Here is a 24,517-nt window from a genome sequence, read left to right as displayed (position 1 = left end):
CGATTGCTAAGTTGGACCCTAGACTTCCGCTCACCCGCGGGCAAGACGGTCTTCCGCCGTCCTGCTGCAGTGATCGGGCACGACACCGCAGGCGGGTCCGTCCGCCTGCGCAGGCACCACCCCCGCGGTCCCCCACCGCGCCGCAGCTTCCACAGGAGACACCGTGACCGCTTTCCCCGCTTTCGTCGCCACCCCGCAGATCCGCTGGTCGGACCTCGACCTGCTGGGGCACGTGAACAACGCCCGGATCGTCACGCTCGTCGAGCAGGCGCGCATCGACTGGCTCAACACGATGCGCGACCGGGAGGCGATCGCCGCGCCCAAGCTCGTGGCCCGCGTGGAGCTCAACTACCGCACCCCCGTGCTCTACGGGCCCGAACTACAGGTGCAGCTGGGCATCGGACGCGTGGGCGGGTCCTCGTTCACCATCACGTGCCGCGGCATCCAGGACGGCGCGGTCACCTTCGACGGTCTCAACGTCATGGTGGTCCTCGACCCCGAGACCCAGCGCCCCACACGGATCCCGGACACCGACCGCGAGTTCCTGTCGCAGTTCGGCACGTTCGATCCCGCGCACGTCACGGACCTGAGCGCGGAACCGCTCGCCGCGGCCGCCGGCTGAAGGAAGCGTGAGAGCTGGGAACCGTGGAGAGCCGGGAGGCAGAGGGATCCGCGGGCCGATGCGGGATCGGCCTGAACTGAGAGCTCTGTCGTCTCCGGGTCACCCTGGCGGCACCGTGCCGTCTGCCTGCGCCCGGCCCTCCGCCGGCGGCGCTGATCCTTCCGGTAGCCCTGAACCTTCCGGTCGCGCTGAACCTTCCGGTCGCGCCCGTTTCCGCAGCCTCCCGAGCACGATCGCCAGCAGGACGAAGAGGACGACCGAGGGCGGCCCCGCGTAATAGACGTAGAACAGCCCCATCGGCTCGATCCACGTGAGCCGCCCGTAGATGTCTCCCGCGACATTCATGAGGACGAGGTAGAGGGGCACGGCCACGATCGTCTGCCCCACCATGCCGAGCCACCTGGAGAGCACTGCGGTCACCACACCCGTGGCGAGGGCCGGAGGCAGCAGAACCGGGCTCTGATCCAGGGCGTATCGCAGCCCGTCGATGAGCGGTCCCCCTTGGACCGTCACCAGCAGAGCGACTCCGATGAGGAGCAGAACCACACTTGTCACCAACGCTGCTGCAGTCCTCATGATCTCCTCTCGGATGTCGATTCTGGCCCCAACGGCACGTCCTCCCGGATCCCGAACACCTGGGCGAGCGCTTCCCTCGCCGCGAAGTAGCCGGCCATCCCGTGAACGCCGGGACCCGGGGTCGTCGCCGCCGAGCACAAGTACGCGGCAGGCTGTGCCGAGGCCGCGGACCCCGTCGTACCCGCAGACCCCGCAGCACCCGCTGCACCCGCCAGCCTCTTCGTGTTCCACGCGAACCGCGGTCGCGCGGCGAGCCGCAGGACGTTCAACCGTCCCCCGCTGATGTCTCCGCCCACAAGGTTCGCGTTGTGCTCGGCCATCTCATTCGCCGGCGTCCCCCGCACCGTGACGACCCGGTCCCCGACGCCCGGCGCGAACCTCTCCAGCTGCGCGAGCACGAACCGTGTCGGGTCGATCGGGCAATCCGCCGGCACGTGCGCATACGCCCACACCGGCCGCAGCCCGTTCACCACCCGCGACGCGTCGAACCGTCCCGGATCGCTCACGAGCACGACCGGCCGGGCGGGCATCCGCCCCTTCACGACCTGGGCCTCCGCAGCGGCCATCTCCTCCCGCGTCCCGCCCACGTGCACGGTGCCGGCATCGCCGAGGCGCCCCTCCGCCCACGGGATCGGCCCGTCGAGGACGAGGTCCACCTTCGCCGCTCCCGGTCCGTGCCCCAGTCGCCGCAGTCCTCGGGCGACCGGGCTGGGGAGGGAGTCGCCGAGAAGGGCGGCTGCGGCCTCGGCGGTGGTGTCGAAGAGGACGGCACGGGCCGGTGGGATGTCCGCGAGTGTGCGGACCCGGGTGCGCGTGTGCACCTCGCCGCCGTGCGCCTCGAGGTCCGCGATGAGCGCGTTCGTGAGGGCCTGGGAGCCACCCACGGGCAGCGGCCAGCCGCCCGCGTGGGCGAGCGCGGCCAGCAGCAGGCCGGTGCCGGCGGTCGTGGGCGAGGGCTGGCGGCCGATCGCGTGCGTGGCGACCCCTGTGAGCAGGGCCTTCGCCTCCTCCGTGCGCCACGGCAGGTTCCACAGCGGAGTGCCCTCGGTCGCGACGCGCGCCCCGAAGGCGGCCGCCGCGCGGAGACCGGCCACACCGCCGAGGTCCGGGAGGGACCGCTTGTCACCCAGCGCCAGCGCGACGACCGCGTCCGGCGCGTCGAGCAGGGGGCCGAAGAAGCGCGTCCACGCGGGGCCGTCCGCACCCAGCTCCGCGGCGGTGCGCCCGAGGTCCCGGTGGGCGAGCGCCGCCCGCCCGCCCTCCAGCGGCTGGCCGTAGGAGATGCCCGGGGTGATGAGGTCGACGCCCCGGGCGGGAAGGTCGAAGGCGCGGAAGAAGGGACTCGCGACGGCCAGGGGGTGCACCGCCGCGCAGAGGTCGTGGGTGAGGCCGGGGGCCAGGCCCAGGTCGATGGTGCGGGCACCGCCGCCCGGAGTCGATTCCGCTTCGAGGACGATGACGGACAGACCGGCGCGGGCCAGGGTGACGGCTGCGGCGAGGCCATTGGGGCCGGAGCCGACGATCACCGCGTCGACGTCGGAGGACGTGTGGGGTGCGGGAGAGTGCGGTTCGGGCGTGTGGCGCGCAGGCCTGGGGCTCATGCCGCCAGCGTAGTGCGCGGGCGAGCGGCGTGTTCGAGCGCCACCTGCATGTTTCTTCGCCAGCTACACCCTCGCTCGCCAGCTGCATGTCCGCTCGCCAGCCGCACGTCCGCTCGCCAACTACACGCTCGCTCGCCAGCTGCACGTCCGCTCGCCAGCTGCGCAGTTATAGCTGCGTAGTTCTGAAAGTTTGTCGTAGGTGGTGGCGCCGCCCCTCAACCCACTTGACACGTAACTACGTACTTCCGTAGTTTAGGGTCATGGCAACGACCGATAGCACCGCAGAACTCCAGGCGCGCATCGCCGCATTGGAGGCGCGCGTGGACAAGCTCGAACCGCGCTCGGGCACTGGTGCCGCTACTGGTGCTGAAGCAGGCGCCGGGACGGCAGAGGCCTCGGAGGCCGTCGCGACCTCCGAGGCCGCAGCAGCGCACGCGGCAGACGGCGACGGGCCCACTTCGTCGACCGATGACCCGTATTGGGTCCTCACCGGCCTGCAGGAGCGCTACCCGGACGATGACGTCGTCCTCTACGGCGGCACGATGTCGGCTGGTGAAGGCGGCTACCGCTGGCAGTACGCGCTGCCGACGGACACGGTGCTCGACGCGGACTTCGCGGATGCGGCTCCAGCACTCACGGCGCTGGCCCACCCCGTGCGGCTCGCCCTCCTCCAGGCGGTGCTCACTGGCACACACGCCACGGCGGACCTGTCCGCCCTGCCCGGCCTGGGCACCAGTGGGCAGGTCTACCACCACCTCAATCAGCTCGCCTCCGCCGGCTGGCTCCGCTCCCCCCGCCGAGGCCGCTGGGAGGTCCCCGGCGACCGCACCATCCCGCTTCTCGCCCTCATCATGGCCGCGACCACCTGACCCGCAGGGGGATCACCTCACCGCACGACCACGCCGCGACCACACGACCACGTACTCACCGCGTGACCGCGACCCACCGCACGACCACCCCCCCCACGACACGTCTCCGTCCCCTCGTCCAACGTCCTCTCCCACCTCACCAGAGGAGAACCATGGCACGCCCACTCACGTCCCCGGCGGACGGCACCCCCGCTGACGGGGACGACACCGCACAGACCGCGCACCGCCCCGACCACACGATGCCGTCGACCGGACATGACGCCACGGCACCCCGCTCATCGAACCGGCGTCGCGTGCTCGCCGCCGCTCTCGCCGCTGCGACACTCGCCGCCGTCACCGCTTTCGCTCCGTGGCAGCGCGGCCTCACGGTCGAGCCCACAGGAGACGAGCAGCTCGCCGCCGGCCTCGGCCCGCTCCTGGACTCCGGCTACCGCAAGAGCGTGTCCGCCGCCGCGATCGACCCGGACGGCACCGTCCGCTTCACCGGCTGGGACGCCGACGCCCACGACCAGTTCGAGATCGGATCCATCACGAAGACCTTCACCGCGGCCCTCTTCGCCGACGCCGTGGAACGCGGGGAACTCACCCCCACGACCACCCTGGGTGAGGTGTTCGGGGAACTGGAGGGGACCTCGGCGGGGGAACTCACGATGGAGCAGCTGGCGACCCAGCACACCGGCCTGCCGCAGACCGCAGACCGGATCCCCCTCACCCAGCTCTGGCGGGTCTACCTGCGCATCGACGGATACGTCGAGGACCTGCCCGGCCTGCTGGACCGGGCCGCGGGCCTCGACACGGACCCGGGCACGTACACGTACTCGAACACCGGTTTCGCCCTGCTGGGCCATGCCGTCGCCGAGGCCGCGGGCGTCCCGTACCCGCAGCTGGTGCACGAGCGCCTGCTGGAACCCCTGGGCATGGAGGAGACGATCGTGCCGCAGACGAACGCGGATCTCCCCTCGGGCGCGCCGACCGGGTTCTCGAACAAGGGCATGCGGACGGGGCCGTGGACACTGGGCGCGGAGGCACCGGCAGGCTCCATCCGATCGACCACGCACGACCTGGCGATCTGGATGGGCGCCGTCATGGACGGCAGCGCGCCGGGAGCCGACGCCGTCGAACCCCGCACTGACCTGGGCGACGGGGACACGATCGGCTACGCATGGCACACCTCCACGGCCGACAAAACGGCCGTCACCTGGCACAACGGCGGCACCGGGGGCTACCGCTCCTTCGCGGGATACACGCCCGACGGCCGCGCCGTCATCGTCCTCAGCGACACGGAGACGTGGGTCGACGACGCGTTCGACTACCTCGCCGCAGCCCCGAACCCAGCCTTCCCCGCAGAGACGAAGGAGTGACCATGTACCAGGAACTCGTCATGCCGCTCATCGGAGCGCTCGTCCTCGTGGGCTGGGTGATCTCCTGCGCGTGGGCGCTGCGCCCGGCCGCCACGGATCGTGCACAGCCTGCAACCGCCAGCCATTCGCTCGCGTCCGCGCGTGCCGCCCGAGGCATCACACGCAACGGGCTGCTCGGGGCGCTCGTCACAGCGGTCGTGGGCTTCCTCGCGATCCGGATCCTCTTCGAGCTGCCGGGCTGGGCCCAGCTCGCGTGGGTCGTCGCCGGAATCCTCACGGCGTACATCGTCGTCCGGGTCACGCTCCTGTGGCCGAACGCGCGCCTCGAACAGGAGCGACGCAGCGTCATCGCCGCCCACGGCATGCAGCCGGTGCGGCCCCCGTGGGCGATGATCATCGCCGGTGTCGCACTGGTCGCGCTTTGGGTCTTCCCGCCGGCGATCCTCTTCTGAGGCGGACTTGTCGCGCTGAAGCCACTGGGCCGCGCCTGCCCTGGCCTGCCCTGCCCTGCCCTGCCCTGGCCTGCCCTGGCCTGACGCCTGTCCCCACTCACCACTTTGATGCCACTGGACCGCGCCGCACGTCACACCCCCAGCGCCGCACGCGTCACAGACCTGTTCCAGAACGGGCCGGTAGGCTTCGGGGTGTGAGTGAGACGGGCGCGATCGCGAGGACCCAGGGCCACGCGACCCTGTTCCTCGACGTCGACGGTGTCCTCAACTCCTATCCGGTCACCGGTCTGCGGTTCCTGAGGGAGCGGCGGAAGAAGGCGCGGGCGTGGGCGTTCGAACTCCACTTCCGGCCCCGGATCGTCCGCGCGCTCGACCGCCTGGTGGAGACCCACAATGTCGACATCGTCTGGCTGTCGACGTGGTCGCACCGCTGCACGGAGGAGCTGGAGCCGGCACTCGGGTTCCGGCACACGTTCGACGTCGTGCCCATGCCGGACGATTCGTTCAACAGGTTCGCCGGCGACCCGCAGGTCTGGTGGAAGGCGCTCCACATGCGCGAGTGGCTCGACGAGGACACCGACCGCCGAGCCATCTGGATCGACGACGACCTCGCCGCCCCCGTCACGCACGAGCACTTCGCGGACGCGTACCCCGACCGCCTCCTCATGGTCGCGCCCCGCTTCAGCGACGGACTCACCACACCGCAGCTGCGAGACATCCGCGCCTTCCTGGACCGCCGGACCCGCCGCCAGCGCCGAGCCGCCCGCCGCGCCCACCTGCTCACCCCCACCCCCACCGCCGAGGCCTCCACGTCCGCAAAGTCCTCCACCGACGCTCCCGCCTCCCCCGTCGAAGCCTCTGCCTCAGCAAAGCCCTCCGCCTCAGCAAGGCCCTCCACCGACGGCACCACCCCGTCCGGCAGGCCCACCTCGGACGATGACTCCACGTCGTCGCCCGGCACGACCGCCCAGGACACGCCGTGACCCCGCCCGCTGCCGCCGCACCCCTGCGCATCGGGTTCCTCGACTCCGGTCTGGGGCTCGTCGGTTTCGCCGATGCGCTGCTGGCCCGCGAGCCGTCCGCGGACCTGGTGCTCGCGATGGATCCGCGGAACATGCCGTACGGTGCGCTCTCCGCACAGCAGCTCACCGACGCGGTGCTGCGCTCCGGCCGCGCTCTGGCGCAGTGGGAGCCCGACGCGATCGTCGTCGCCTGCAACACCGCGAGCGTCCACACGCTGAGCGCCCTGCGCGCCGAGTTCGAACCCCGCATCCCCATCATCGGGACGGTGCCCGCGATCAAGCCGGCCGCGGCGACGGGCCGCCCGTTCGCGGTGTGGGCCACGGACGCGACGACCGCGAGCGACTACCAGCGCCGCCTCATCGACGCCTTCGCCGCGGACCTGCCGGTCACCCGAGTCGCGGCCTCGGGCCTGGCGGAGGCCGTCGAGGTCGGCTCACCCGCCCGCATCGAGGCCGCCATCGCCGAGGCCGCCTCCCGCACCCCTGCGGACGTCGCCTCCGTGGTGCTCGGGTGCACCCACTACGGGCTCGTCGCGGATCGGATCCGACACGCACTGGCGCGTCGCGGGATCGACGAGGTGACGCTCTTCGACTCCCCCGATGCGGTGGCCGCGCAGACGCTGCGACGGGTGAGGGCGGTCGACCTCGCTGCGGGCTCTTCCACCTCGCCGATCGTCCAACCGGTCGCAGAGGCCGACCCCGTCGCCGCCACCGTGAGAAGCCGCGCCGCTGACACGCCCACGGGAATTCCCGCCGTCGGGGGCTCTCCCCACCGGGCTGGCCGCCCCGTCGCTGCTGTCCCGGGACGGATCCTTGCGACTTACCTGTCGGGGGAATCAGGACGCCTGCCGTCGGTGTTGAGCGAGTACCCGGCCGGACGTCGACTCCTGGAAAGGGAGACACCATGACACAGATGCCCCTAGGCGGCTTCTTCGCCGCCGGAGATCCGGACACCCTCACGCGCATGCTCAAGCGGCTGCAGGTGTCCTTCATGATCCAGGGCGGTTTCGCGACGCTCGCGGGCGTGCTGTTCCTCGTGTGGCCGTTCCAGTCCGCGACCGCGTTCGTGTTCGTGTTCGCCGTCTGGCTCCTGGTGTCCGCAGTCCTGTCCGCAGTGCTGTCCGTCATCCGGAAGCAGGGGAGCATCCTGGGGACGCTGGTGCCTGCCGCGTTGGGCATCCTGCTGCTGTTCATCCCGGAGGCGGCGGGCGCGGCGATCGTCTTCCTCGTCGCCTTCGCCTCACTGCTGGTGGGCGGACTCGCGGTCGCACTGTCGCTGAGCGTTCGGCGCATGGGGATCAGGGGCTGGTGGCTGACCCTCATCGCGGGCGTGCTCGCGGTGGCCTACGGGTTCCTCGCGCTCTTCAATCCGACCGCCGCACTCACGGGGCTCCTGTGGGCGCTGGGTGTCCTGCTCATCGTCATCGGGGCGGCGGTCATGATGCTCGGCTGGCGGCTCGGGAAGCTGGCGATCCAGACGTCCAGTGGTCCTGGCGGTCCGGGGAGCGGCTTCGGTGGAACCGGTGCGCCTGGCTCCGGCGAGTTCGGTGGCTCTGGCCGCGGAGGCCGGAACCGCGGCGGCTCCGACGACGACGTGATTCCCGGCGAAGAGGCCTGACCAGGCAATGGCTAGGCCCCAAAGAAGTCTGACCTGGTGGAGAGGCGCAGCTGATGCGGCCCTCTCATGCCCTGCGAGGTTGACTGCGCGATTCCCTCATTGACTGAATCGTTTTCAGCACCGTACGGGTCAGTACAGTGAGCACTCAGAAGCAGAATCGCGCCCCGAGATCGGCACACTCCCTGCCGACACAATTAGTTGCTCACAGCACTCCCCGCGCCTCTACAAGGATCTCTCCCCGGTGGGCGGCGAGGCCGTGCACCAGCGCAACATCACCGTGTTCGCGGACGGCCAGGTGAACCGATCTCCATGCGGGTCCGGAGGCGCGACGCGTCTGGCTACCCTCATGGCGGCAGGCCAGTTGCAGGAGGGGCAGGAGCTGCGGCACGGATCGATCGTGGGGTCGGAATTCACCGCTCGCAGCGTGGGCCACGTGCGCGCGGACGGCCACGACGCGATCATCCCGGAGATCACCGGCATGGCCTACGCGACAGGCACATCCTCGTTCACGGTCGATTCCGATGATCCGCTGGTGCCCGGATTCGTACTGCGGTGAAGTCGTAGGAGACCCGGTGGGGCGCAGACGATGCCATGCCGGGTCGCGGGCAGCGTTCCGACCTCAGCGCAGGCGTGAGGTGAGCGCCACTGCGGTTTCCCGCACCTGCTCCACGACCCGTCCCGCGTCAGGAACATCTGCACCGCCCACGCCGGCCCCGACCGTACCGGCGTCGCTCATTCCCACATCCCTCGTGCCCCCGCCCGAGCCGACATCAGGGACACCCGCGGCACTCACATCACTGGCCCCACCGGCGATGCTCACCCCGATCGCCGCGATCGGCCGGTCCAGCACGTCGAACACCGGCGCCGCGACCGTGCGCACGCCAGGGGTGACCTCGCCGTCCTCCACCGCGTGCCCGCGCCGCCTGGTCAGCGACAGCTCCGCGCTCAGCTGCGAGTACGTGCGCGGGCCCCGGCCGGTCCTGTTCACGAACTCCGTCTCACCCTGGAGCGCCGCCAACAGCTCCGCCTTGGGCAGGTGCGCCATGATCGCCCGCCCCGTCGCCGTGAGGTAGCCGGGCATCCGCACTCCCGCCGCCGTGATGACCGCGACCGATTCCACCGACCGCTCCTTGAGCAGGTACACCGTCTCCCACCCGCGCAGCACCGCCAGCTGCGCCGTGCCCCGCGTCGCCTCCGCGAGGTCCCGGATCAGCGGCGCCGCAAGGTTCTGCAGGGGGTTCGTCCGCAGATACGACGCGCCCAGCTCGTGCACGCCCGGGCCCAGCACGTAACCGGACTCCGCCCGGTGCACCATGCCCAGCTCCTCGAGCACTCCCAACAGGTCGTACACGCTGGACCGCGGCAGCCCGAGCATCCGCACCAGCGCCCCCGCGCTCACGGCCCTGTTCGACGCCGAAAGCTGCCGCAGGATCGCGACCGCCCGCCGCAGCGCGGGGACCTCTGCACTCACGCCGACGCCTCTGCCTCAACGCCGCCCTCAGCCTCGGCGCCACCGCCCGAATCCGCAGCCTCAGTATCCGTGCCACCGCCCGAATCCGGACCACTGGCCGTATCCACGCCGCTACCGGCGTCACCAATCGTGTGCCCGACCGCCGCGTACGCCTCGCGGTACAGCGCGCTGAGATCACCCAGCTGCTCGTGGATCCCGTCGCGCACCCGCACGCGCCCGGCCGTCACGACCGTGTGCACATCCGCCGAGGTCCCGGCCAGCACCACCTGCTCCCCCACCGAACCGTAGGTCCGGGGGCTCAGAGGGTCGACGGCGATGAAGTCGCACGCGCGCCCCACCTCGAGCGCCCCGACGGGAAGGTCGAGGCTGCGGGCTCCGCCTGTCGTCGCCGCTTCGATGAGCTGCGCGGGAGTGAACCGGCCGCGCACACCCGATCGCAGGCGCTCCCCCGCTTCGAGAGCCTGCAGTTCCCGCAGTGCGTCGAGGACGACGTGCTGGTCGGAACCCAGGGCGATCGTCGCGCCGGCGTCCGCGAGTTCGAGCCCCGGGCCGATCCCGTCGGCCAGGTCCGCTTCCGTCGTGGGGCACATGACGATGGTCGTGCCCGCCGCACCCAGAGCGGCGATGTCGTCGTCCGTGAGGTGCGTGGCGTGGATCGGCGACAGGTGCGGCCCCAGGACGCCAGCGTCTTGGAGGACTCCCGTGGGAGTACGCCCATACGCCGCGCGGCACGCCTCGTTCTCAGCCGGCTGCTCCGACAGGTGGATGTGCACCGGGCGTTCCAGATCCGTGAACCGTGCGATCGCGTCAGCGGGGACAGCGCGCACGGAATGGATCGCAGCACCAAGGCTCACGAGGCCCTGCCCGTCAGCCTCGAACGGGTCGCGGGGCGGCCCGCCACCCAGGGACCGGTTACCGGCGCGGAGGACACCCGAAGTCGGTGGTCCTCCGGACCGGTAACTGGTCCCGCGCGCGGCGCGCCTGTCGAGCGCCTCCGCCAGCGAGGCGTGGCGGGCGAGGTAGCCGTCGATGTCGCCGTCTCCGAACCTCGCCTGCTCCTCCGACAGCTCCTCACCGATCGCGCCGGTGAGGTAGCAGGTGTCGAGGAGCCGCACGCGGATGCCGACGTCCTCCGCGGCGGCGGCGAGCGCCAGCTCCATCGCATGCGGCTGGTCCGCCGCCTGGCCGTCCTCCTCCCCCCTCAAGGGGGCGTCCGGTTGCCCGCCCGGCTCCCCGTAAGACCGCCCGCCCGGCTCTCCGTACGGTTGCCCGCCCGGCTCCCCGTAGGGCTGCTCGCCCGGCTCTCCGTTGAGCTGCCAGTCCGGCGTTCCGTACGGCCTGCCGTCCGGTGCGTGGTGGACGTAGTGGAACTCGCCCACGCTCGTCCACCCGCCGACCAGCATCTCTGCGAACACTGCCCGGGCAACCAGACGGTAGGACTCCGGCGTGAGCCGTGCCGCCATGTCGTACATGACGTTGCGCCACGTCCAGAAGGTGCCGCCGTCCGCGTGCGTGCGGCCGCGCAGCAACCGGTGGAAGGCGTGGGAGTGCGCGTTCACCCCACCGGGGAACACGATCCCGGCCACGCGCTGGACGCCTGCGTCTGCCGAGGCCTCGCCAACCGACACCCCCGTGCGCACCTCGGTGAGGGTGCCGCTGTCATCCGTCCGCAGCAGCGCGCCGTCACGGACCGCGCCGTCCACCCAGGCCCGCTCACACCAGAACGTCCGGGTCACGCGCGGTGCTCCTCGTCACCCTGCCCGTCAGCACGCCCAGCGCCACCGGGCCCAGCGCCACCCTCTCCGTCGCCCTCGACGCCCAGCTCCATCGCGAGGGCGTCCGCCAGCGCAATCACGCCTGCGCGGGCGTCGTCGTCCTCGCAGGCCTCCTCCGGGGCGTGGGAGACGCCGGTGGGGTTGCGGACGTAGAGCATCGCGGACGGCACGTGTGCGGCGAGGATCCCCGCGTCGTGGCCCGCGCCGGAGGCCTGCAGCGGTGCGTCCGGCAGCAGCGCGGAGAGCCGCTGGGTGAGGTCCGCACCGAAGTGGGTCGTCGGCGAGTATGACTCCTGATCGACGGTGACCTGGACGTCGTGGCCGCGGTATCCGGCCCCGGACGCGCGGTCCCGTGCGCGGCGGGCGATCTCCTCGATCACGTCCTGGACGACCTCGTCATCGGGGTGTCGGATGTCCAGCCACAGATCCATCGCCGAGGCGATGACGTTCGTCCCGCCCGGATGCACGCGCGTCCGTCCCACCGTCGCGACGGCACCGTCGTAGCGGCCGACGATCGTCGGGATGTCACCGATGATCCGCGCCGCCGCGACGACGGGGTCCGCCCGCTGGGCCATGGGTGTCGTGCCCGCGTGATTGCCCTCTCCCTCATAGCGGATGTGCCACCGTCCGTGGCCGATGATCGAGGACCCGATCGCCACCGGCTGATCCGTGCGGACGAGCCCCACACCCTGCTCCACGTGGAGCTCGAGGAACGAGCCGATGCGGCCCAGCCGCTCGTCGTCACGCCCCACCCGTTCGGGGTCCAGGCCGTGGGAGCGGAGGACGTCCGCGAACGTGTCGCCCCGCTCGTCGGTCAGCGCGAGCGCCCGCTTGGGCCCGACCGCCCCCGTCAGCAGCCGCGATCCCAGGCAGGACAGGCCGAACCGGGACCCCTCCTCCTCCGGGAACACCGCGATCGCGAGCGGCCTGCGGGCCCGGGCGAGCCGGCCGGACTCCCGCAGCTGGTCGACCGCCGCCAACGCCGAGGCCACCCCCAGGGGGCCGTCGAACTCACCTCCGCCGGGCACCGAGTCCAGGTGCGAACCGGTCACGACCGCGTTCTCTCCCGGCGCGGTCACCCAGGCCCAGGTGATGCCGTTGTGGTCGATCTCCACGTCGAAGCCGCGCGATTCCGCCTCGGCGATGAACCAGTCGCGCAGTTCGCGTTCCACCCGGCTGTAGCCCGGGCGCACGTAGCCGGGACCTCGGGGGTCGCGGCCGGTGTCCTCGATCTGTCCCAGCAGGGACACGACATCCGTCATGGGGCTCCTCCTTCGATACAGGGCGAATCAGGGGGTCGGATCAGTGCGGGGAGAGTCGAATTCGGGCAGAACACGGACGAGGTGGGCCGCGGAGTCCGCGGCGGCGAGGATCTCACCGCTGCGCACCAGACCGATCGTCTCCTCGAGCTCGGGGCTCAAGAAGCGGTCCGGCCCGGGTCCGGGCACCGTGACACGCAGCCGGTCGAGCACGGCGACGCTCACAGGTGAGGGTGCCGCGTCGCGCAGCTCGACACCTCGGGCGGCGGCGTACAGCTCGATGCCGACGACGTTCGCGAACGCGTCGACGGCCCGCCGCAGCTTGCGGGCGGCCGCCCACCCCATCGACACGTGGTCCTCCTGCATCGCGGACGACGGGATCGAATCGACGCTCGCGGGCGAGGCGAGCCGCTTCATCTCCGACACCGCACCGGCCTGCGTGTAGTGGGCGATCATGAGTCCCGAATCCACCCCGGGGTCGTCCGCGAGGAACGGGTTGAGGTCCTGATTGCGGGACCGGTCCATGAAGCGGTCCGTGCGACGTTCGGCCATCGACGCGACGTCCGCCAGCACGATCGCGAGGAAGTCCAGTGCGTACGCGACGGGAGCGCCGTGGAAGTTGCCGTTCGAGGACACTGTCCCGTCGGGCAGGACGACCGGGTTGTCGATCGCGGCGCGCAGTTCACGGGCGGCGGTCTGCGCGGCGAACGACACCGCGTCGCGGGCCGCCCCGTTGACCTGCGGGGCGCACCGCAGTGAGTACGCGTCCTGGACGAGGTGGGTGGAGTCGCGGTGGCTCGCGACGATCCCCGACTCCGCGAGGGTGGTGAGGATGTTCGCCGCCGACTCCGCCTGCCCCGGGTGCGGGCGCAGCGGGTGGTGGAGGTCCGGCTGGAACACGCGGTCCGTCCCCAGCAGCCCTTCGACGCTCATGCCCGCTGTGACGTCGACCGTCGTGAGGACGACGTCGATGTCGTGGAGGGCGAGGATGAGCATGCCGAGCATCCCGTCCGTGCCGTTGACGAGCGCCAGCCCCTCCTTCTCCCGCAGCTCCACGGGGGCGATGCCGGCGTCCGCGAGCGCCTGGGCTGCGGGGATCAGAGCAGACGGGGAACCGTCGTCCGCTGCGGGTCCGTGGACCTCACCCTCGCCCATGAGGACGAGGGCGCACGCGGACAGCGGCGCGAGGTCGCCGGAACAGCCCAGCGACCCGTACTCGTGGACCACCGGTGTGATCCCCGCGTTCAGCAGGGCGACGTACGTCTCGAAGGTCTCCGGGCGGACACCCGTGCGGCCCGTCGCGAGCGTGCGGGCGCGCAGGAGCATGAGGGCGCGGACGACCTCGGGCTCGACGGGGGTGCCGACACCGGCGGCATGGGACCGGATCAGCGATTTCTGCAGCTGAGTCCGCAGGTCGTGCGGGATGTGCCGCTGGGCGAGCGCACCGAACCCGGTCGAGACCCCGTAGACCGGGCGATCCGCGTGCGCGAGGGCGTCCACTGCGGCGCGGGAGGCGGCGACGGAGGTGCGGACGGCCTCGGGAACGGTGACGGGAGCGCCGTGACGGGCGACGGCGACGACGTCCGCGAAGCTCAGACGGTCCGGGTCGAGGGCGACCTCTCGGACGTGCGGGCCGGTGCCGGTTGCGGTGGTGGCGGCGGGGCCGGCGGTGTGTGCGGGGCCGGTCGTGGGGGTGGGCTCGGCGTGCGGGCGGCCGGTGGGAGTGTCGGTCATGAAGCCTCCTTGCTGCGGAACGATGGGAGTCGGTGGTGGCCGACGATGCCGCCCGTACCCCCATCGTGACGGATGACAGTGCGGAACGGGAAGGGCCGGGCGAAACGGTGGAAGGAACTGGCCGGGTGGGAAGGGTTCGGGACGGAACGGACCACTGGAAAACGGACGGTGTGGGAACGGACGGCGTGGGAGCGCGAGCGGTAGAGGCGCCGCCTCACGTGAGCTCCTCACCGGCGAGGAACACGCGTTCGACCAGGGGGACGCCCGGCCGGTACATGAGCTGGACGTAGGAGGGCGCGTCGAGGATCGCGAAGTCCGCGCGCGCCCCCGCGCTCAGGTGGCCGACATCCGTCCGCTGCAGAGCGCGCGCACCACCGGCGGTCGCCGCGTAGAGCGCCTGGGCGGGCGTGAAGAACATGTCGCGCACCGCCACAGCCAGGCAGAACGGCATCGAGTTCGTGAAGCTGGAGCCCGGGTTGCAGTCGGTGGCGAGCGCCAGCTCCACACCTGCGGCGACGAAGCGGCGGGCGTCCGGGTAGGTGGCGCGGGTGGAGAACTCCGCGCCGGGCAGCAGGGTTGCGACGGTGCCGGACTCCGCAAGTACGCCGAGGTCCTCGTCTGTTGCGTGCGTCGCGTGGTCCGCGGACGCGCAGCCTGTGCGGGCAGCCAGCTGCAGCCCCTCGCCCTGCTCCAGCTGGTTCGCATGCACCCGAGGCCGCAGCCCCGCAGCCTTCCCCGCGACGAGGATCCGCTCCGTCTGCTCCGGCGTGAACGCACCCCGGTCGCAGAAGACGTCGATCCACCGGGCGGCGGTGGCCTGCGGGATCATCTCCTCGACGATGAGGTCGACGTAGCCGTCCGGGTCGTCCGTGTATTCCGGCGGGACGATGTGGGCGGCCAGCAGGGTCGCCTCGTCCGTATGGCGGGCGATGATCTCGAGCGCCCGCAGCTCGTCCTCGACCGTGAGCCCGTAGCCGGTCTTGATCTCCAGCGTCGTCGTGCCCTGTCTGCGGGCCTGTCCGACCAGGCGGACGAGGTTCTCCTCCAGCTGCGCGTCCGTCGCCGCGCGCGTCGCGGTCATCGTCGTGCGGATCCCACCGGCGGAATAGGGCTGCCCGGACATGCGGGCGGCGAACTCCTCCGTGCGGTCGCCGGCGAACACGAGGTGGTTGTGGCTGTCGACGAACCCCGGGACGACGGATCGGCCGGAAGCGTCGACGGTGACGTCGGATGGAGAGGCGAGTGGGGCCTCGGCGGCCGTTCCCGCGAAGACGACGTGCCCGTCGTCCACGACGAGGACTGCGTCGCGGACGACGCCCAGGCGGTCGCCGGGGTCCGCGTGATGTGCGTGGGCAGGATCGTTGGTGACCAGCTCTGCGATGCCGGTGATGCGGGTCGTCATCGGTGACTCCTCCGGATGGTGGGGCGGGGCTCGGCGGGTGGGCGTGCGGCCGGGTGGGTGTGGGCCGGGCCCGTCCTCCCGCCAGTATGCGGTCCTGAGGGCTCCCGCGGGTGGGCGTCTCCCACCCCAGTGTCCGACATGTCGGACACCCGCGCAGCTCCTTCCATCTCGACATCTACCAACACCTTTCAGTTCACTCGGAGGTCACCGTCAGTGAATCCTCAGACCCTAGCGTCGTGGACGACCCGAACCGCGCCCATCGAAGGACTCCCATGACTCGCTTGACCAGGCTCGTCGCCGCCACTGCCGCTCTCACCCTGCTGAGCCCGGCCGTCGCCGCAGCGGCCACGACCTCGCCCTCGGACACCGTCTCCCCCGTCACCCACGTGGAGAGCGGCACCACCGCGCCGCACGACCTTGCGGACGACACGGAGCCTGCCGACGACACGGCCCCTGCGAACGGCATCGGCGACGAGGCGCCGGAGTCTGCAGGCCAGTCGTCGATCCTGCTGGGCGTGGGTTCGGACGCGAGCGAGCGCAACCTGTCGTGGTTCACGGACTCCGGGGTCGACGAATCGGTGCAGATCGCGGCCGGTGAGCACGACACCCTGCCGGAGGACGCGCAGGCGTTCGAGCAGACGGCGCACGGCGCATCCGACGACGGCACGAACGACTACGTGCACGCGACGGTGACCGGGCTGGAACCGGACACGACGTACTCGTACCGTGTGGGCAGCGACGAGGGTGGCTGGTCCGACGTCATCCGGTTCCGCAACCACGACGAGGACATCGAGCACGAGTTCACGTTCATCGGCGACGCGCAGATCGGGTCTTCCGACAGCATCGAGAACGACGGCGCCGGGTGGCAGACGACGCTCGACCGGACGGACGAGCTGTTTCCCGACGCGCACTTCCTCCTGTCCGCGGGCGATCAGATCCAGACGTACTCCGGCAACCCGGACGAGTACCGCGGCTACCTCGCGCCGGAGCAGATGCGCACGCAGACGTCCGCGCAGACGCTGGGCAACCACGACTTCAACCGGTCGGAGCCGCAGGCCCTGTTCAGCCAGCACTTCAACCTGCCGAACCAGTGGGAGGGCGACCCGACCGGCGGCAACTACTGGTTCACGCAGAACGGGGTCCTGCACCTCAACATCTCGACGGAGAACCGCGACTTCGAGTCGCACCGGGAGTTCATCGAGCAGACGATCGCCGAACAGGGCGAGGAGACGACGTGGACGATCCTCACCTTCCACCGCTCGATCTACAGCGCGGCGAAGCATGCGCACACGGACGGGCAGGAGATCCGGGAGGCGTTCGCGCCCATCCTCGCGGAGATCGACGGCATCGACATGGTGCTGGCCGGCCACGACCACTCTTATGCGCGCACGCACCTCATGGACGGCGTCGACGTCGCGAGCGAGGAGACGACGCAGGCGCCGGAGGGCCACGACCAGGTACACCCGGAGGGCAACGAGCTGCTCTACATCACGGCGAACTCGTCGTCGGGCAGCAAGTACTACGACCTGGAGCCGGAGGACACGACTCCGTGGGCGGCGGTGCGAGACCAGTCCCTCACCCCCACGACCGCGAACGTCGCGGTGGGCGAGTGCTCGATCACGACGACGACAGTGCGCGTGGACACCGGTGAGGAGATCGACAAGGTCGAACTGGTCAAGGACCGCACCGCCCCGGAGATCGAGACCCCCGGTGATGCGACGGTCGCCGTCGGAGAGGACTTCGACCCGCTGGCCGGGGTGGACGCCTCTGACACCTGCGGTGAGCTGACCGACGAGGGCATCACGGTCGACGGCACTGTCGACACGGACACCGCCGGCACCTACGACCTCACCTACCGCGCGACGGACACCGCCGGGAACGAGGGAACCGCGACCCGCACCATCACCGTCGCCGAGGCCCCCTCCCCCGACCCGACCGACGACCCGTCCGCAGCCCCCACCGAGGACCCGACAGGCGACCCGACGGACAGCCCGTCCGACGCGCCGACGGGTGAGCCCACTGGCGAGCCCACGGACCAGCCGACCGACAGCCCGTCCGACGCGCCGGGGGACGACGGCCGGGACGGGGACGGCGACGACGGACGCGGCGGTTCGGGCGACGGTGGCTCCGGCGACGGTGGCTCCGGTGACGGCGCGCTCCCCCGCACCGGTGCGACGCTCGCCGGTCTGGGCGCAGGCGTGACACTGCTGGGCGCCGGCATCGCCGCACTCGTCGCCGCCCGCCGCCGGAAGGTGTGACCGCGGGCGGCCCGATCGCACCCACGACGCGGTCGGGCCACCCGTGCAGGGGTGGCTGAACTGACACATGCGAAAACTCCGTCGATGAGCTGCCCCGCAGTACTCTGGAGTCATGAATCAGAAGTCCTACCTCGTCACCTGGGCCCTCGCACAGTTCCTGGGCACCCTCGGAATCGACCGCTTCTACCTGGGCAAGATCGGCACGGGCATCCTCAAGCTCATCACCGCCGGCGGCTTCGGGATCTGGGCACTCATCGACCTCATCCTGGTCCTCACCGGCAACACCCGTGACAAGGACGGGCGCTCGCTTGAAGGATTCGAGCAGCACAAGAAGGTCACCCGCATCGTCACGATCGTCCTCATCGTCCTCGGCATGATCTCCGGTGGCTGCTCCGCCGCCATCACCGCAGGGAACATCACCGAGATGATGTGACTCGAACAGGCTGTCAGCCTCTGTCGAAGAACCGCCTCCGCGTCCACACGCGGGGGCGGTTCTTCTGTGTGCTCCGTCCCATAACGGCCGGAGGGACGATTACGGCAGGGTCCCCACCTGCGTTCGGGGCTAGTGTGTACCGCGCCGTGCACACCGAAACGGCTCTGAACGTCCGCCAGCACGCAGTGAACCGGGTCGCCCCCTGCCTGCGCGGACCTCCCCCTCAGCAGATCTAAGGAACCATGGACCTTTCTGACAGCAGTACGACCAGCGACCCTCCTGAACCCCCTCCGGCCGCCCCGGCAGGGTCAGCCACTCTGGCTGAGCCCGCCCCCTCGGCTGAGGCCGCCCAGGCAGCCCCAGGCACCACAGCCACACCGGCAGCCCCGGCACTCCCGCCATCCGTGCGGCCCCGCCCGGTCGACGCCGTGTTCTGGGGAGCGCTCTCGATCATCGCGCTCTTCGTCCTCTGGGCATCGGTCTCCTCCACCTCTCTCAACGATGCGATGACGTCCGCGATGGACGCGACCGCGCGCAGCGTGGGCTGGCTGTACCTCCTCGTCCCGCTCGGCTGTATCGCGCTGCTCATCTACCTGGCACTCAGCCGCTACGGCACGATCCGCCTGGGACCCGACGCATCACGCCCGGAGTACAGCACGTGGGCATGGCTCGCGATGGTCCTCTCCGCCGTGATGGGCATCGGCCTCATCAGCTACGCGGTCGCAGAGCCCATCTCCCACTTCGCCGCACCCCCGCACGGACGTGCGGAAGCAGGAACGATGGACGCGGCAGTCACCGCCATGCAGTTCTCCTACTTCGACTGGGGCCCCCACGCGTGGGGCGTGTTCGGTGTCTTCGGCCTCGCGATCGCCTACTCGACGCACCGCCGGAACCGCCCGGGCCTCGTCTCGCCGATGCTCCGCCCGATCTTCGGCGCGCGTGTCGACGGCTGGCTGGGGAAGGTCATCGACATCTTCGCCGTCATCGCCACCCTCTTCGGCACGACGACCTCACTGGGGCTCGGCGCGGCGCAGATCGCGGAGGGGCTGGACGGCGTCTTCGGCATCCCGTCCTCACTCGTCGGACAGATCGTCATCATCGCCGTCATCACGGTGCTCTTCACGCTGTCCGCCCTGTCCGGCGTGCACCGCGGCATCAAATACCTCAGCCAGACCACGATGCTGCTGTCCGCAGGACTGGGCGTCTACGTCCTCATCGTCGGCCCCACGAACTTCCTGTCGAACCTGTTCTTCCGGTCGGTGGGCCAGTACCTCAGCGAGTTCTTCACCGTCAGCCTCATCACTCCGAGCACACCGGAAGACGTCCAGTGGATGCAGTGGTGGACCTACTTCATGATGGCGTGGTGGCTGAGCTGGGGAGCCTTCGTCGGGGTGTTCCTCGCGAAGATCTCGAAGGGCCGCACGGTCCGCGAGTTCGTCGCGGGAATCGTCGGAGTCCCCAGCCTCGTCTTCTTCCTCTGGTTCACGATCTTCGGTGGCACCGCCATCAACATCGACATGAACGGCGGCGGTGAGATCGGAGCGGCAGCGCTCGAGGACATCAACTCCGCGTTCTTCGCCACCCTGGAGCATCTGCCGCTCGTGACGATCACGTCGATCATCGCGATCATCCTCGTCGTCCTCTACTTCGTCTCCGGGGCGGACGCGAACACGTTCGTGCTCAGCATGCTGTCCTCACAGGGTTCGCTGAATCCCCGACGAACGGTGCTCCTCGTCTGGGGTCTGGTCACCGGGCTGACCGCCGTCGTGCTCCTGCTGGTCGGTGGTCTCGCCGCCCTCCAACAGGCCGCGATGCTCTCCGCGCTGCCCTTCACCCTGATCGTGGCGCTGCTCGGCATCTCACTCGTCATCGAGCTGCGGGGCGACGAAGAGTTCAACGCCGTGCAGAACGCGACCCGAGGCAGCGTACAGACGGCCTTCGACTGCGACGAGCAGGTGCCGGGCGCCTCCGTCGGAGCGGTTCCTCTCGACTGACCGCCCCCGACCGGGGCGGCGAAAGCTGAGCTCCTGAGCCCGAGGCGCCCGCCGGCTTCGCACTGGCGCCTCGTTCACATGTGCCGCCCGCGTCCCTTTCCAGATGAAGGGCCGGTCCAACTGAAGGGCCGCCCCCGCATGCGACATGCGGCGGCGGCCCTTCGGCACAACTGGTCATCCCCGCGTCACGCCCGGTGGTCGAGCTCCTCGTCGCTGGGAACCCAGATGCCACGCTCCGCAGCGACGTCGTGGGCACGGTCGTAGCCCGCGTCCACGTGCCGCAGCACACCCATGCCCGGGTCGTTCGTGAGCAGCCGCTCGAGCTTCTGCGCGGCGAGGTCCGTTCCGTCTGCCACCGACACCTGCCCCGCATGGATCGACCGCCCCATGCCCACTCCGCCGCCGTGGTGGATCGACACCCACGTCGCACCCGACGACGTGTTCACCAGGGCGTTGAGCAGAGGCCAGTCGGCCACCGCGTCCGTGCCGTCGGCCATCCCCTCCGTCTCCCGGTAGGGCGAGGCCACCGATCCGGAATCCAGGTGATCGCGTCCGATCACGATGGGTGCGGACACCTTGCCTTCGGCCACGAGCCTGTTGAAGAGGAGGCCCGCCTGGTGACGCTCCTTGTAGCCCAGCCAGCAGATGCGGGCCGGCAGCCCTTCGAACTCGACGAACTCGTGCGCCGCGTCCAGCCAGGTGTGCAAGTGCTCGTTCTCCGGGAACAGCTCCTTGAGCGCGGCGTCCGTCACCGCGATGTCCTGCGGATCACCGGACAGCGCCACCCAGCGGAACGGCCCCAGCCCCTCGCAGAACAGCGGCCGGATGTAGGCGGGGACGAACCCCGGGAACTCGAACGCGCGGTCGTAGCCCGCCTTGCGCGCCTCGTCGCGGATCGAGTTGCCGTAGTCGAAGACCTCCGCACCGCGGTCCTGGAACTCGACCATCGCGCGGACGTGCTTCGCCATCGACTCCTGCGCCCGCAGCGTGAACTTCTCCTCATCCTGCTCCGCCTCCTCGTGCCACTCCTCGAGACCCACACCCAGCGGGAGGTAGGACAGGGGGTCGTGTGCAGACGTCTGGTCGGTGACGATGTCGACGTCTGCGGCCTCGGGGCGGTCGAGCAGGGTGGGCAGGACCTCGGCGGCGTTGCCCACCAGCCCCACGGACAGGGCGCGCTTCTCCTGCTTCGCGGCGACCACCTTCGCGAGTGCGGTGCCGAGGTCCGTCTCCACCTCGTCGAGGTAGCGCTTCGCCCGGCGGCGCTCCAACCGCGTGCGGTCGACGTCGATGATGAGGCACGCGCCACCGTTGAGCGTGACGGACAGGGGCTGCGCGCCGCCCATCCCGCCGCAGCCGGCCGTGACGGTGAGGGTGCCAGCCAGTGTGCCGCCGAACCGCTTGCGGGCGATCGCACCGAACGTCTCGTAGGTCCCCTGCAGGATCCCCTGCGTCGCGATGTAGATCCAGGACCCGGCGGTCATCTGGCCGTACATCATGAGGCCCTCCGCCTCGAGCTTCCGGAAGTGCTCCCAGTTCGCCCAGTCGCCCACGAGGTTCGAGTTCGCGATGAGGACGCGCGGCGCCCACTCATGGGTCCGCAGGACACCCACCGGCTTGCCGGACTGGACGAGGAGCGTCTCGTCGTCCTCGAGCTCGTCGAGCGTGCGGACGATCGCGTCGTATGCCTCCCACGACCGGGCCGCGCGACCGGTGCCGCCATAGACGACCAGGTCCTCCGGCCGCTCCGCCACCTCCGGATCGAGGTTGTTCATGAGCATGCGCTTGGGTGCCTCGGTCTGCCACGACTTCGCCGTGATCTCCGTGCCGCGCGGGGCGCGGATCGAGCGGGACGGGTCATGAGTGGTGTGGGAGTGCGTGGTGCGAGTGGTGGGCGCGGCGTGTGCGGTTTGCGTGCGGGTAGTGTCTGCGGTTTGCGCGGTGTGCGACGAGGCGGGATTCGGCTGGGACATGGCGGCTCCTCCGATGTGGATCGCGCGGTGCGGATCGCGTGAGCGGGTGCGTTGCTCACCATCGTCCAGTGCCGCGCGCCGTCGGAGAAGAGGTCAAGGGTGCGCAAGTGTCCGACATGCCGGACATGTCGGCCTTCTCGAGTGACTCGAGGCCAGGGGCAAACGTCCGAGGTCAGGGGCAAACGAGTGAGTTGAATTCGGCCCTTTGTTGGCCTCACGATGGCCGATTCGAACTCACTCGATCAACGAAGGCGAACGGGAACCGGGCGAGAAGGTGCCGACGGCTCGAGGTGACGCCTCGGGCAAGATCTGAGGCGGCGGCAGCCAGCTCCGGGAGAGAAAGGGTCGCTTCAGGCCTCGGCGGCCAGCTCCTGACGCAGCTCCTCGCCGACCTTCTCGTCGGCGGGCTTCGTGAGCAGCGACACCACCACGAAGGCGATGAGCGACACGCCACCGCCCACCACGACCTCGGGGACACTGCCGTAGTCGACCAGCCCGAAGACCCCTGCGAGCCCGCCTACGGATCCCGCGATGATCGCCGCGAGCGCTCCGGCCCGGGTGGCGCGCGGCCACAGCAGACCGCCGATCACCGGCACGAAGACACCGGACGCGTACATCGTGTAGGCGAGCGCCAGCACGGTGATGATCCCCGGCACGCTGAGCGCGAACACCAGTGCGGCCACGCCCAGGATCAGCGTCCACACGCGGGCGACGACGAGGGTCCGCTTGCTGTCGCCGTCCGGGTCGCGGCCCATGATCTCCCGGTAGAAGTCATTGGTGATGTGGGTGCTGCCCGCGATCAGCAGAGAGTCCGCCGTCGACATGACGGCGGCCAGGATCGCGGCGACGATGACGGCGGCGAGGCCGATGGGGAGGACCTCGGTGATGAGGGTCGGCAGCGCGGACGACGAGTTCTCCAGGTCGCTGAAGAGTGCACGCGCACTCATGCCGCCGATCACCGGGAAGATCGCGAAGACCAGGAGCAGCAGACCCGCCACGATGGCGGAGCCGCGGGCGATCGCAGCGCTCCGCGCGGAGAAGAGCCGCTGGTAGAAGTCCTGGCCGATGAGGTCGTACATGACGACGGGGGTGATGATCCCGAGCATCGCCATGACGCCCATGCCCACCGGGGAGAAGTAGTCGGCGGTCACGATGTCGCTGCTGGACTCCACGAACGTCCGCAGCCCCTCGAACCCACCGGCGGCCCGCAGTCCGGCGATAGCGGCGATCGGCACACCGATGACGACGATGAGGACCTGGACCGCGTCCGTGAGGGCCACTCCCCACATCCCCGCGAACACCGTGTAGGCGATGAACAGCGTCACCGCGACCACGGCTCCGACAGTCGGATCGATCCCCAGGATCGCCAGCGCCCCGCCGGCTGCGTTCACCTGCGCGGCCACGATGCCGGTCACCGCGACGATGGAGAGCCCGGACGCCAGACCGCGCACCAGCTTCGAGTTGTAGCGGAGCGCGAGGTAGTCGGTGATCGTGCGCAGCGACAGGCTCCGCAGCTTCTTCGCCGACAGAACTCCGAGGAGGATGAGCCCCAGCGCGGTGCCGGCACTGTAGGCGACACCGCTCACACCGAACACGTAGCTGTCCTCGCTCACACCCATGACGGCGCCGCCGCCGATGTGCGTGGCGGTCAGACCCGCGATCACCATGAACGGGCCCAGTCGCCGCCCGGCCAGCATGAAGTCGTCCGAACCCGTGATGAGTTTGGTGCCCGCAAGCCCGATCACGGCGACGATCACCAGGTACGCGACGATGATGAGCGTCATGATCGTCGTATCAGTCATTCCGATTCCCCTGTTCCGCAGTCATGAACCGACAGCAGGGGTTGCGCCCTCTCCGTCGTGCACCTCAGAGAGTACTGGGCAGTGGGAAACGGCAGGCCACCGGGTCGGAGCCTCACCAGGCCCCGGCCCAGCCCCCGGCTCGGGCCTCGGGCCTCGGCTCAGGCCCCGGCCCCGGGCCCGCCGCTGCGAACGTCGTGGGAACGCAGTCCGTCCGGGCTGAACATTCCGTCTTGGCGGCGCACCCTGCCATGGAACGCATTGCGTCCGGGCGACGTGGAGGCTGCCCGGACGGAAC

At 70.4% G+C, this 24,517-nt stretch carries 20 protein-coding genes; 11 read left to right on the top strand and 9 right to left on the bottom strand.

Annotated features, from left to right (window positions below; translation table 11 throughout):
- Nucleotides 1-163 precede the first annotated feature (163 nt).
- Nucleotides 164-622, top strand: coding sequence for an acyl-CoA thioesterase (locus tag JFC09_RS03300; protein ID WP_198392519.1), 459 nt, complete (start codon nt 164-166; stop codon nt 620-622).
- A gap of 99 nt (nt 623-721) precedes the next feature.
- On the opposite strand, the gene JFC09_RS03295 is transcribed toward JFC09_RS03300, so the two are convergent.
- Together JFC09_RS03295 and JFC09_RS03290 are read right to left on the bottom strand one after the other, a co-directional pair.
- The gene (locus JFC09_RS03295; RefSeq protein ID WP_198392518.1) at nt 722-1,198 is read right to left on the bottom strand and encodes a hypothetical protein; all 477 of its coding nucleotides are present in this window, start codon (nt 1,196-1,198) and stop codon (nt 722-724) included.
- Complete coding sequence (locus JFC09_RS03290) at nt 1,195-2,799, bottom strand: phytoene desaturase family protein (protein ID WP_198392517.1); 1,605 nt, start codon at nt 2,797-2,799, stop codon at nt 1,195-1,197. The genes JFC09_RS03295 and JFC09_RS03290 overlap by 4 nt, the downstream gene beginning before the upstream one ends.
- Before the next feature lie 260 nt (nt 2,800-3,059).
- Between JFC09_RS03290 and JFC09_RS03285 the strand changes: the two genes are divergently transcribed.
- From JFC09_RS03285 to JFC09_RS03255, 7 genes are all read left to right on the top strand, one after another.
- Nucleotides 3,060-3,668 (top strand): ArsR/SmtB family transcription factor, encoded by a 609-nt coding sequence (locus JFC09_RS03285; protein ID WP_198392516.1) that lies wholly within the window; start codon nt 3,060-3,062, stop codon nt 3,666-3,668.
- 152 nt (nt 3,669-3,820) lie between these two features.
- Nucleotides 3,821-5,029 (top strand): serine hydrolase domain-containing protein, encoded by a 1,209-nt coding sequence (locus JFC09_RS03280; RefSeq protein WP_198392515.1) that lies wholly within the window; start codon nt 3,821-3,823, stop codon nt 5,027-5,029.
- 2 nt (nt 5,030-5,031) lie between these two features.
- The gene (locus JFC09_RS03275) at nt 5,032-5,481 is read left to right on the top strand and encodes a hypothetical protein (protein WP_198392514.1); all 450 of its coding nucleotides are present in this window, start codon (nt 5,032-5,034) and stop codon (nt 5,479-5,481) included.
- Nucleotides 5,482-5,675: 194 nt separating this feature from the next.
- The gene (locus JFC09_RS03270) at nt 5,676-6,464 is read left to right on the top strand and encodes an HAD domain-containing protein (RefSeq protein ID WP_198392513.1); all 789 of its coding nucleotides are present in this window, start codon (nt 5,676-5,678) and stop codon (nt 6,462-6,464) included.
- Entirely contained in the window at nt 6,461-7,411 is a 951-nt protein-coding gene (locus JFC09_RS03265) for an aspartate/glutamate racemase family protein (protein WP_198392512.1), read from the top strand. Before JFC09_RS03270 ends, JFC09_RS03265 begins: the two co-directional genes overlap by 4 nt.
- Nucleotides 7,408-8,121, top strand: a complete 714-nt coding sequence (locus JFC09_RS03260; protein WP_198392511.1) for an HdeD family acid-resistance protein — start codon at nt 7,408-7,410, stop codon at nt 8,119-8,121. The genes JFC09_RS03265 and JFC09_RS03260 overlap by 4 nt, the downstream gene beginning before the upstream one ends.
- Before the next feature lie 241 nt (nt 8,122-8,362).
- A complete protein-coding gene (locus tag JFC09_RS03255) occupies nt 8,363-8,677 on the top strand; it encodes a proline racemase family protein (RefSeq protein ID WP_332839628.1) in 315 nt (104 codons plus the stop codon).
- Between the two features lie 63 nt (nt 8,678-8,740).
- Here the strand turns inward: JFC09_RS03255 and JFC09_RS03250 are convergent, their stop codons facing one another.
- The 5 genes from JFC09_RS03250 to hutI all read right to left on the bottom strand — a co-directional run bounded on the left by JFC09_RS03250 (nt 8,741) and on the right by hutI (nt 15,762).
- Nucleotides 8,741-9,592, bottom strand: a complete 852-nt coding sequence (locus JFC09_RS03250) for an IclR family transcriptional regulator (protein ID WP_332839627.1) — start codon at nt 9,590-9,592, stop codon at nt 8,741-8,743.
- Entirely contained in the window at nt 9,589-11,328 is a 1,740-nt protein-coding gene (locus JFC09_RS03245) for an amidohydrolase family protein (RefSeq protein WP_332839626.1), read from the bottom strand. Before JFC09_RS03245 ends, JFC09_RS03250 begins: the two co-directional genes overlap by 4 nt.
- Nucleotides 11,325-12,629: an allantoate amidohydrolase gene (locus JFC09_RS03240; protein ID WP_198392510.1), complete on the bottom strand. Its 1,305-nt coding sequence runs from the start codon at nt 12,627-12,629 to the stop codon at nt 11,325-11,327. The genes JFC09_RS03245 and JFC09_RS03240 overlap by 4 nt, the downstream gene beginning before the upstream one ends.
- A 27-nt stretch (nt 12,630-12,656) precedes the next feature.
- Nucleotides 12,657-14,360: a histidine ammonia-lyase gene (gene hutH / locus JFC09_RS03235; RefSeq protein ID WP_198392509.1), complete on the bottom strand. Its 1,704-nt coding sequence runs from the start codon at nt 14,358-14,360 to the stop codon at nt 12,657-12,659.
- Between the two features lie 214 nt (nt 14,361-14,574).
- Entirely contained in the window at nt 14,575-15,762 is a 1,188-nt protein-coding gene (gene hutI / locus JFC09_RS03230) for an imidazolonepropionase (RefSeq protein ID WP_198392508.1), read from the bottom strand.
- A 272-nt stretch (nt 15,763-16,034) separates the two neighbouring features.
- On the opposite strand from hutI, the gene JFC09_RS03225 reads away from it, so the two are divergent.
- The 3 genes from JFC09_RS03225 to JFC09_RS03215 all read left to right on the top strand — a co-directional run bounded on the left by JFC09_RS03225 (nt 16,035) and on the right by JFC09_RS03215 (nt 20,447).
- On the top strand, nt 16,035-18,020 hold the full coding sequence (locus tag JFC09_RS03225) for an immunoglobulin-like domain-containing protein (RefSeq protein ID WP_198392507.1): 1,986 nt from the start codon (nt 16,035-16,037) through the stop codon (nt 18,018-18,020).
- Nucleotides 18,021-18,132: 112 nt separating this feature from the next.
- Nucleotides 18,133-18,453, top strand: coding sequence for a TM2 domain-containing protein (locus tag JFC09_RS03220; protein WP_198392506.1), 321 nt, complete (start codon nt 18,133-18,135; stop codon nt 18,451-18,453).
- Between the two features lie 404 nt (nt 18,454-18,857).
- Nucleotides 18,858-20,447 (top strand): BCCT family transporter, encoded by a 1,590-nt coding sequence (locus tag JFC09_RS03215; RefSeq protein WP_332839625.1) that lies wholly within the window; start codon nt 18,858-18,860, stop codon nt 20,445-20,447.
- Nucleotides 20,448-20,632: 185 nt separating this feature from the next.
- On the opposite strand, the gene hutU is transcribed toward JFC09_RS03215, so the two are convergent.
- Nucleotides 20,633-22,420 carry a urocanate hydratase gene (gene hutU / locus JFC09_RS03210; protein ID WP_232483030.1) on the bottom strand — a complete coding sequence of 596 codons (1,788 nt, stop codon included), beginning with the start codon at nt 22,418-22,420 and terminating at the stop codon, nt 20,633-20,635.
- Nucleotides 22,421-22,770: 350 nt separating this feature from the next.
- A complete protein-coding gene (locus JFC09_RS03205) occupies nt 22,771-24,222 on the bottom strand; it encodes a sodium:solute symporter family protein (RefSeq protein ID WP_198392504.1) in 1,452 nt (483 codons plus the stop codon).
- Nucleotides 24,223-24,517: the final 295 nt, after the last annotated feature.

This window comes from Brevibacterium yomogidense, assembly GCF_016107685.1.
In the GTDB taxonomy this organism is placed as follows: Bacteria; Actinomycetota; Actinomycetes; order Actinomycetales; family Brevibacteriaceae; genus Brevibacterium; species Brevibacterium yomogidense.
This window is presented reverse-complemented; position numbering and strand designations above follow the sequence as displayed.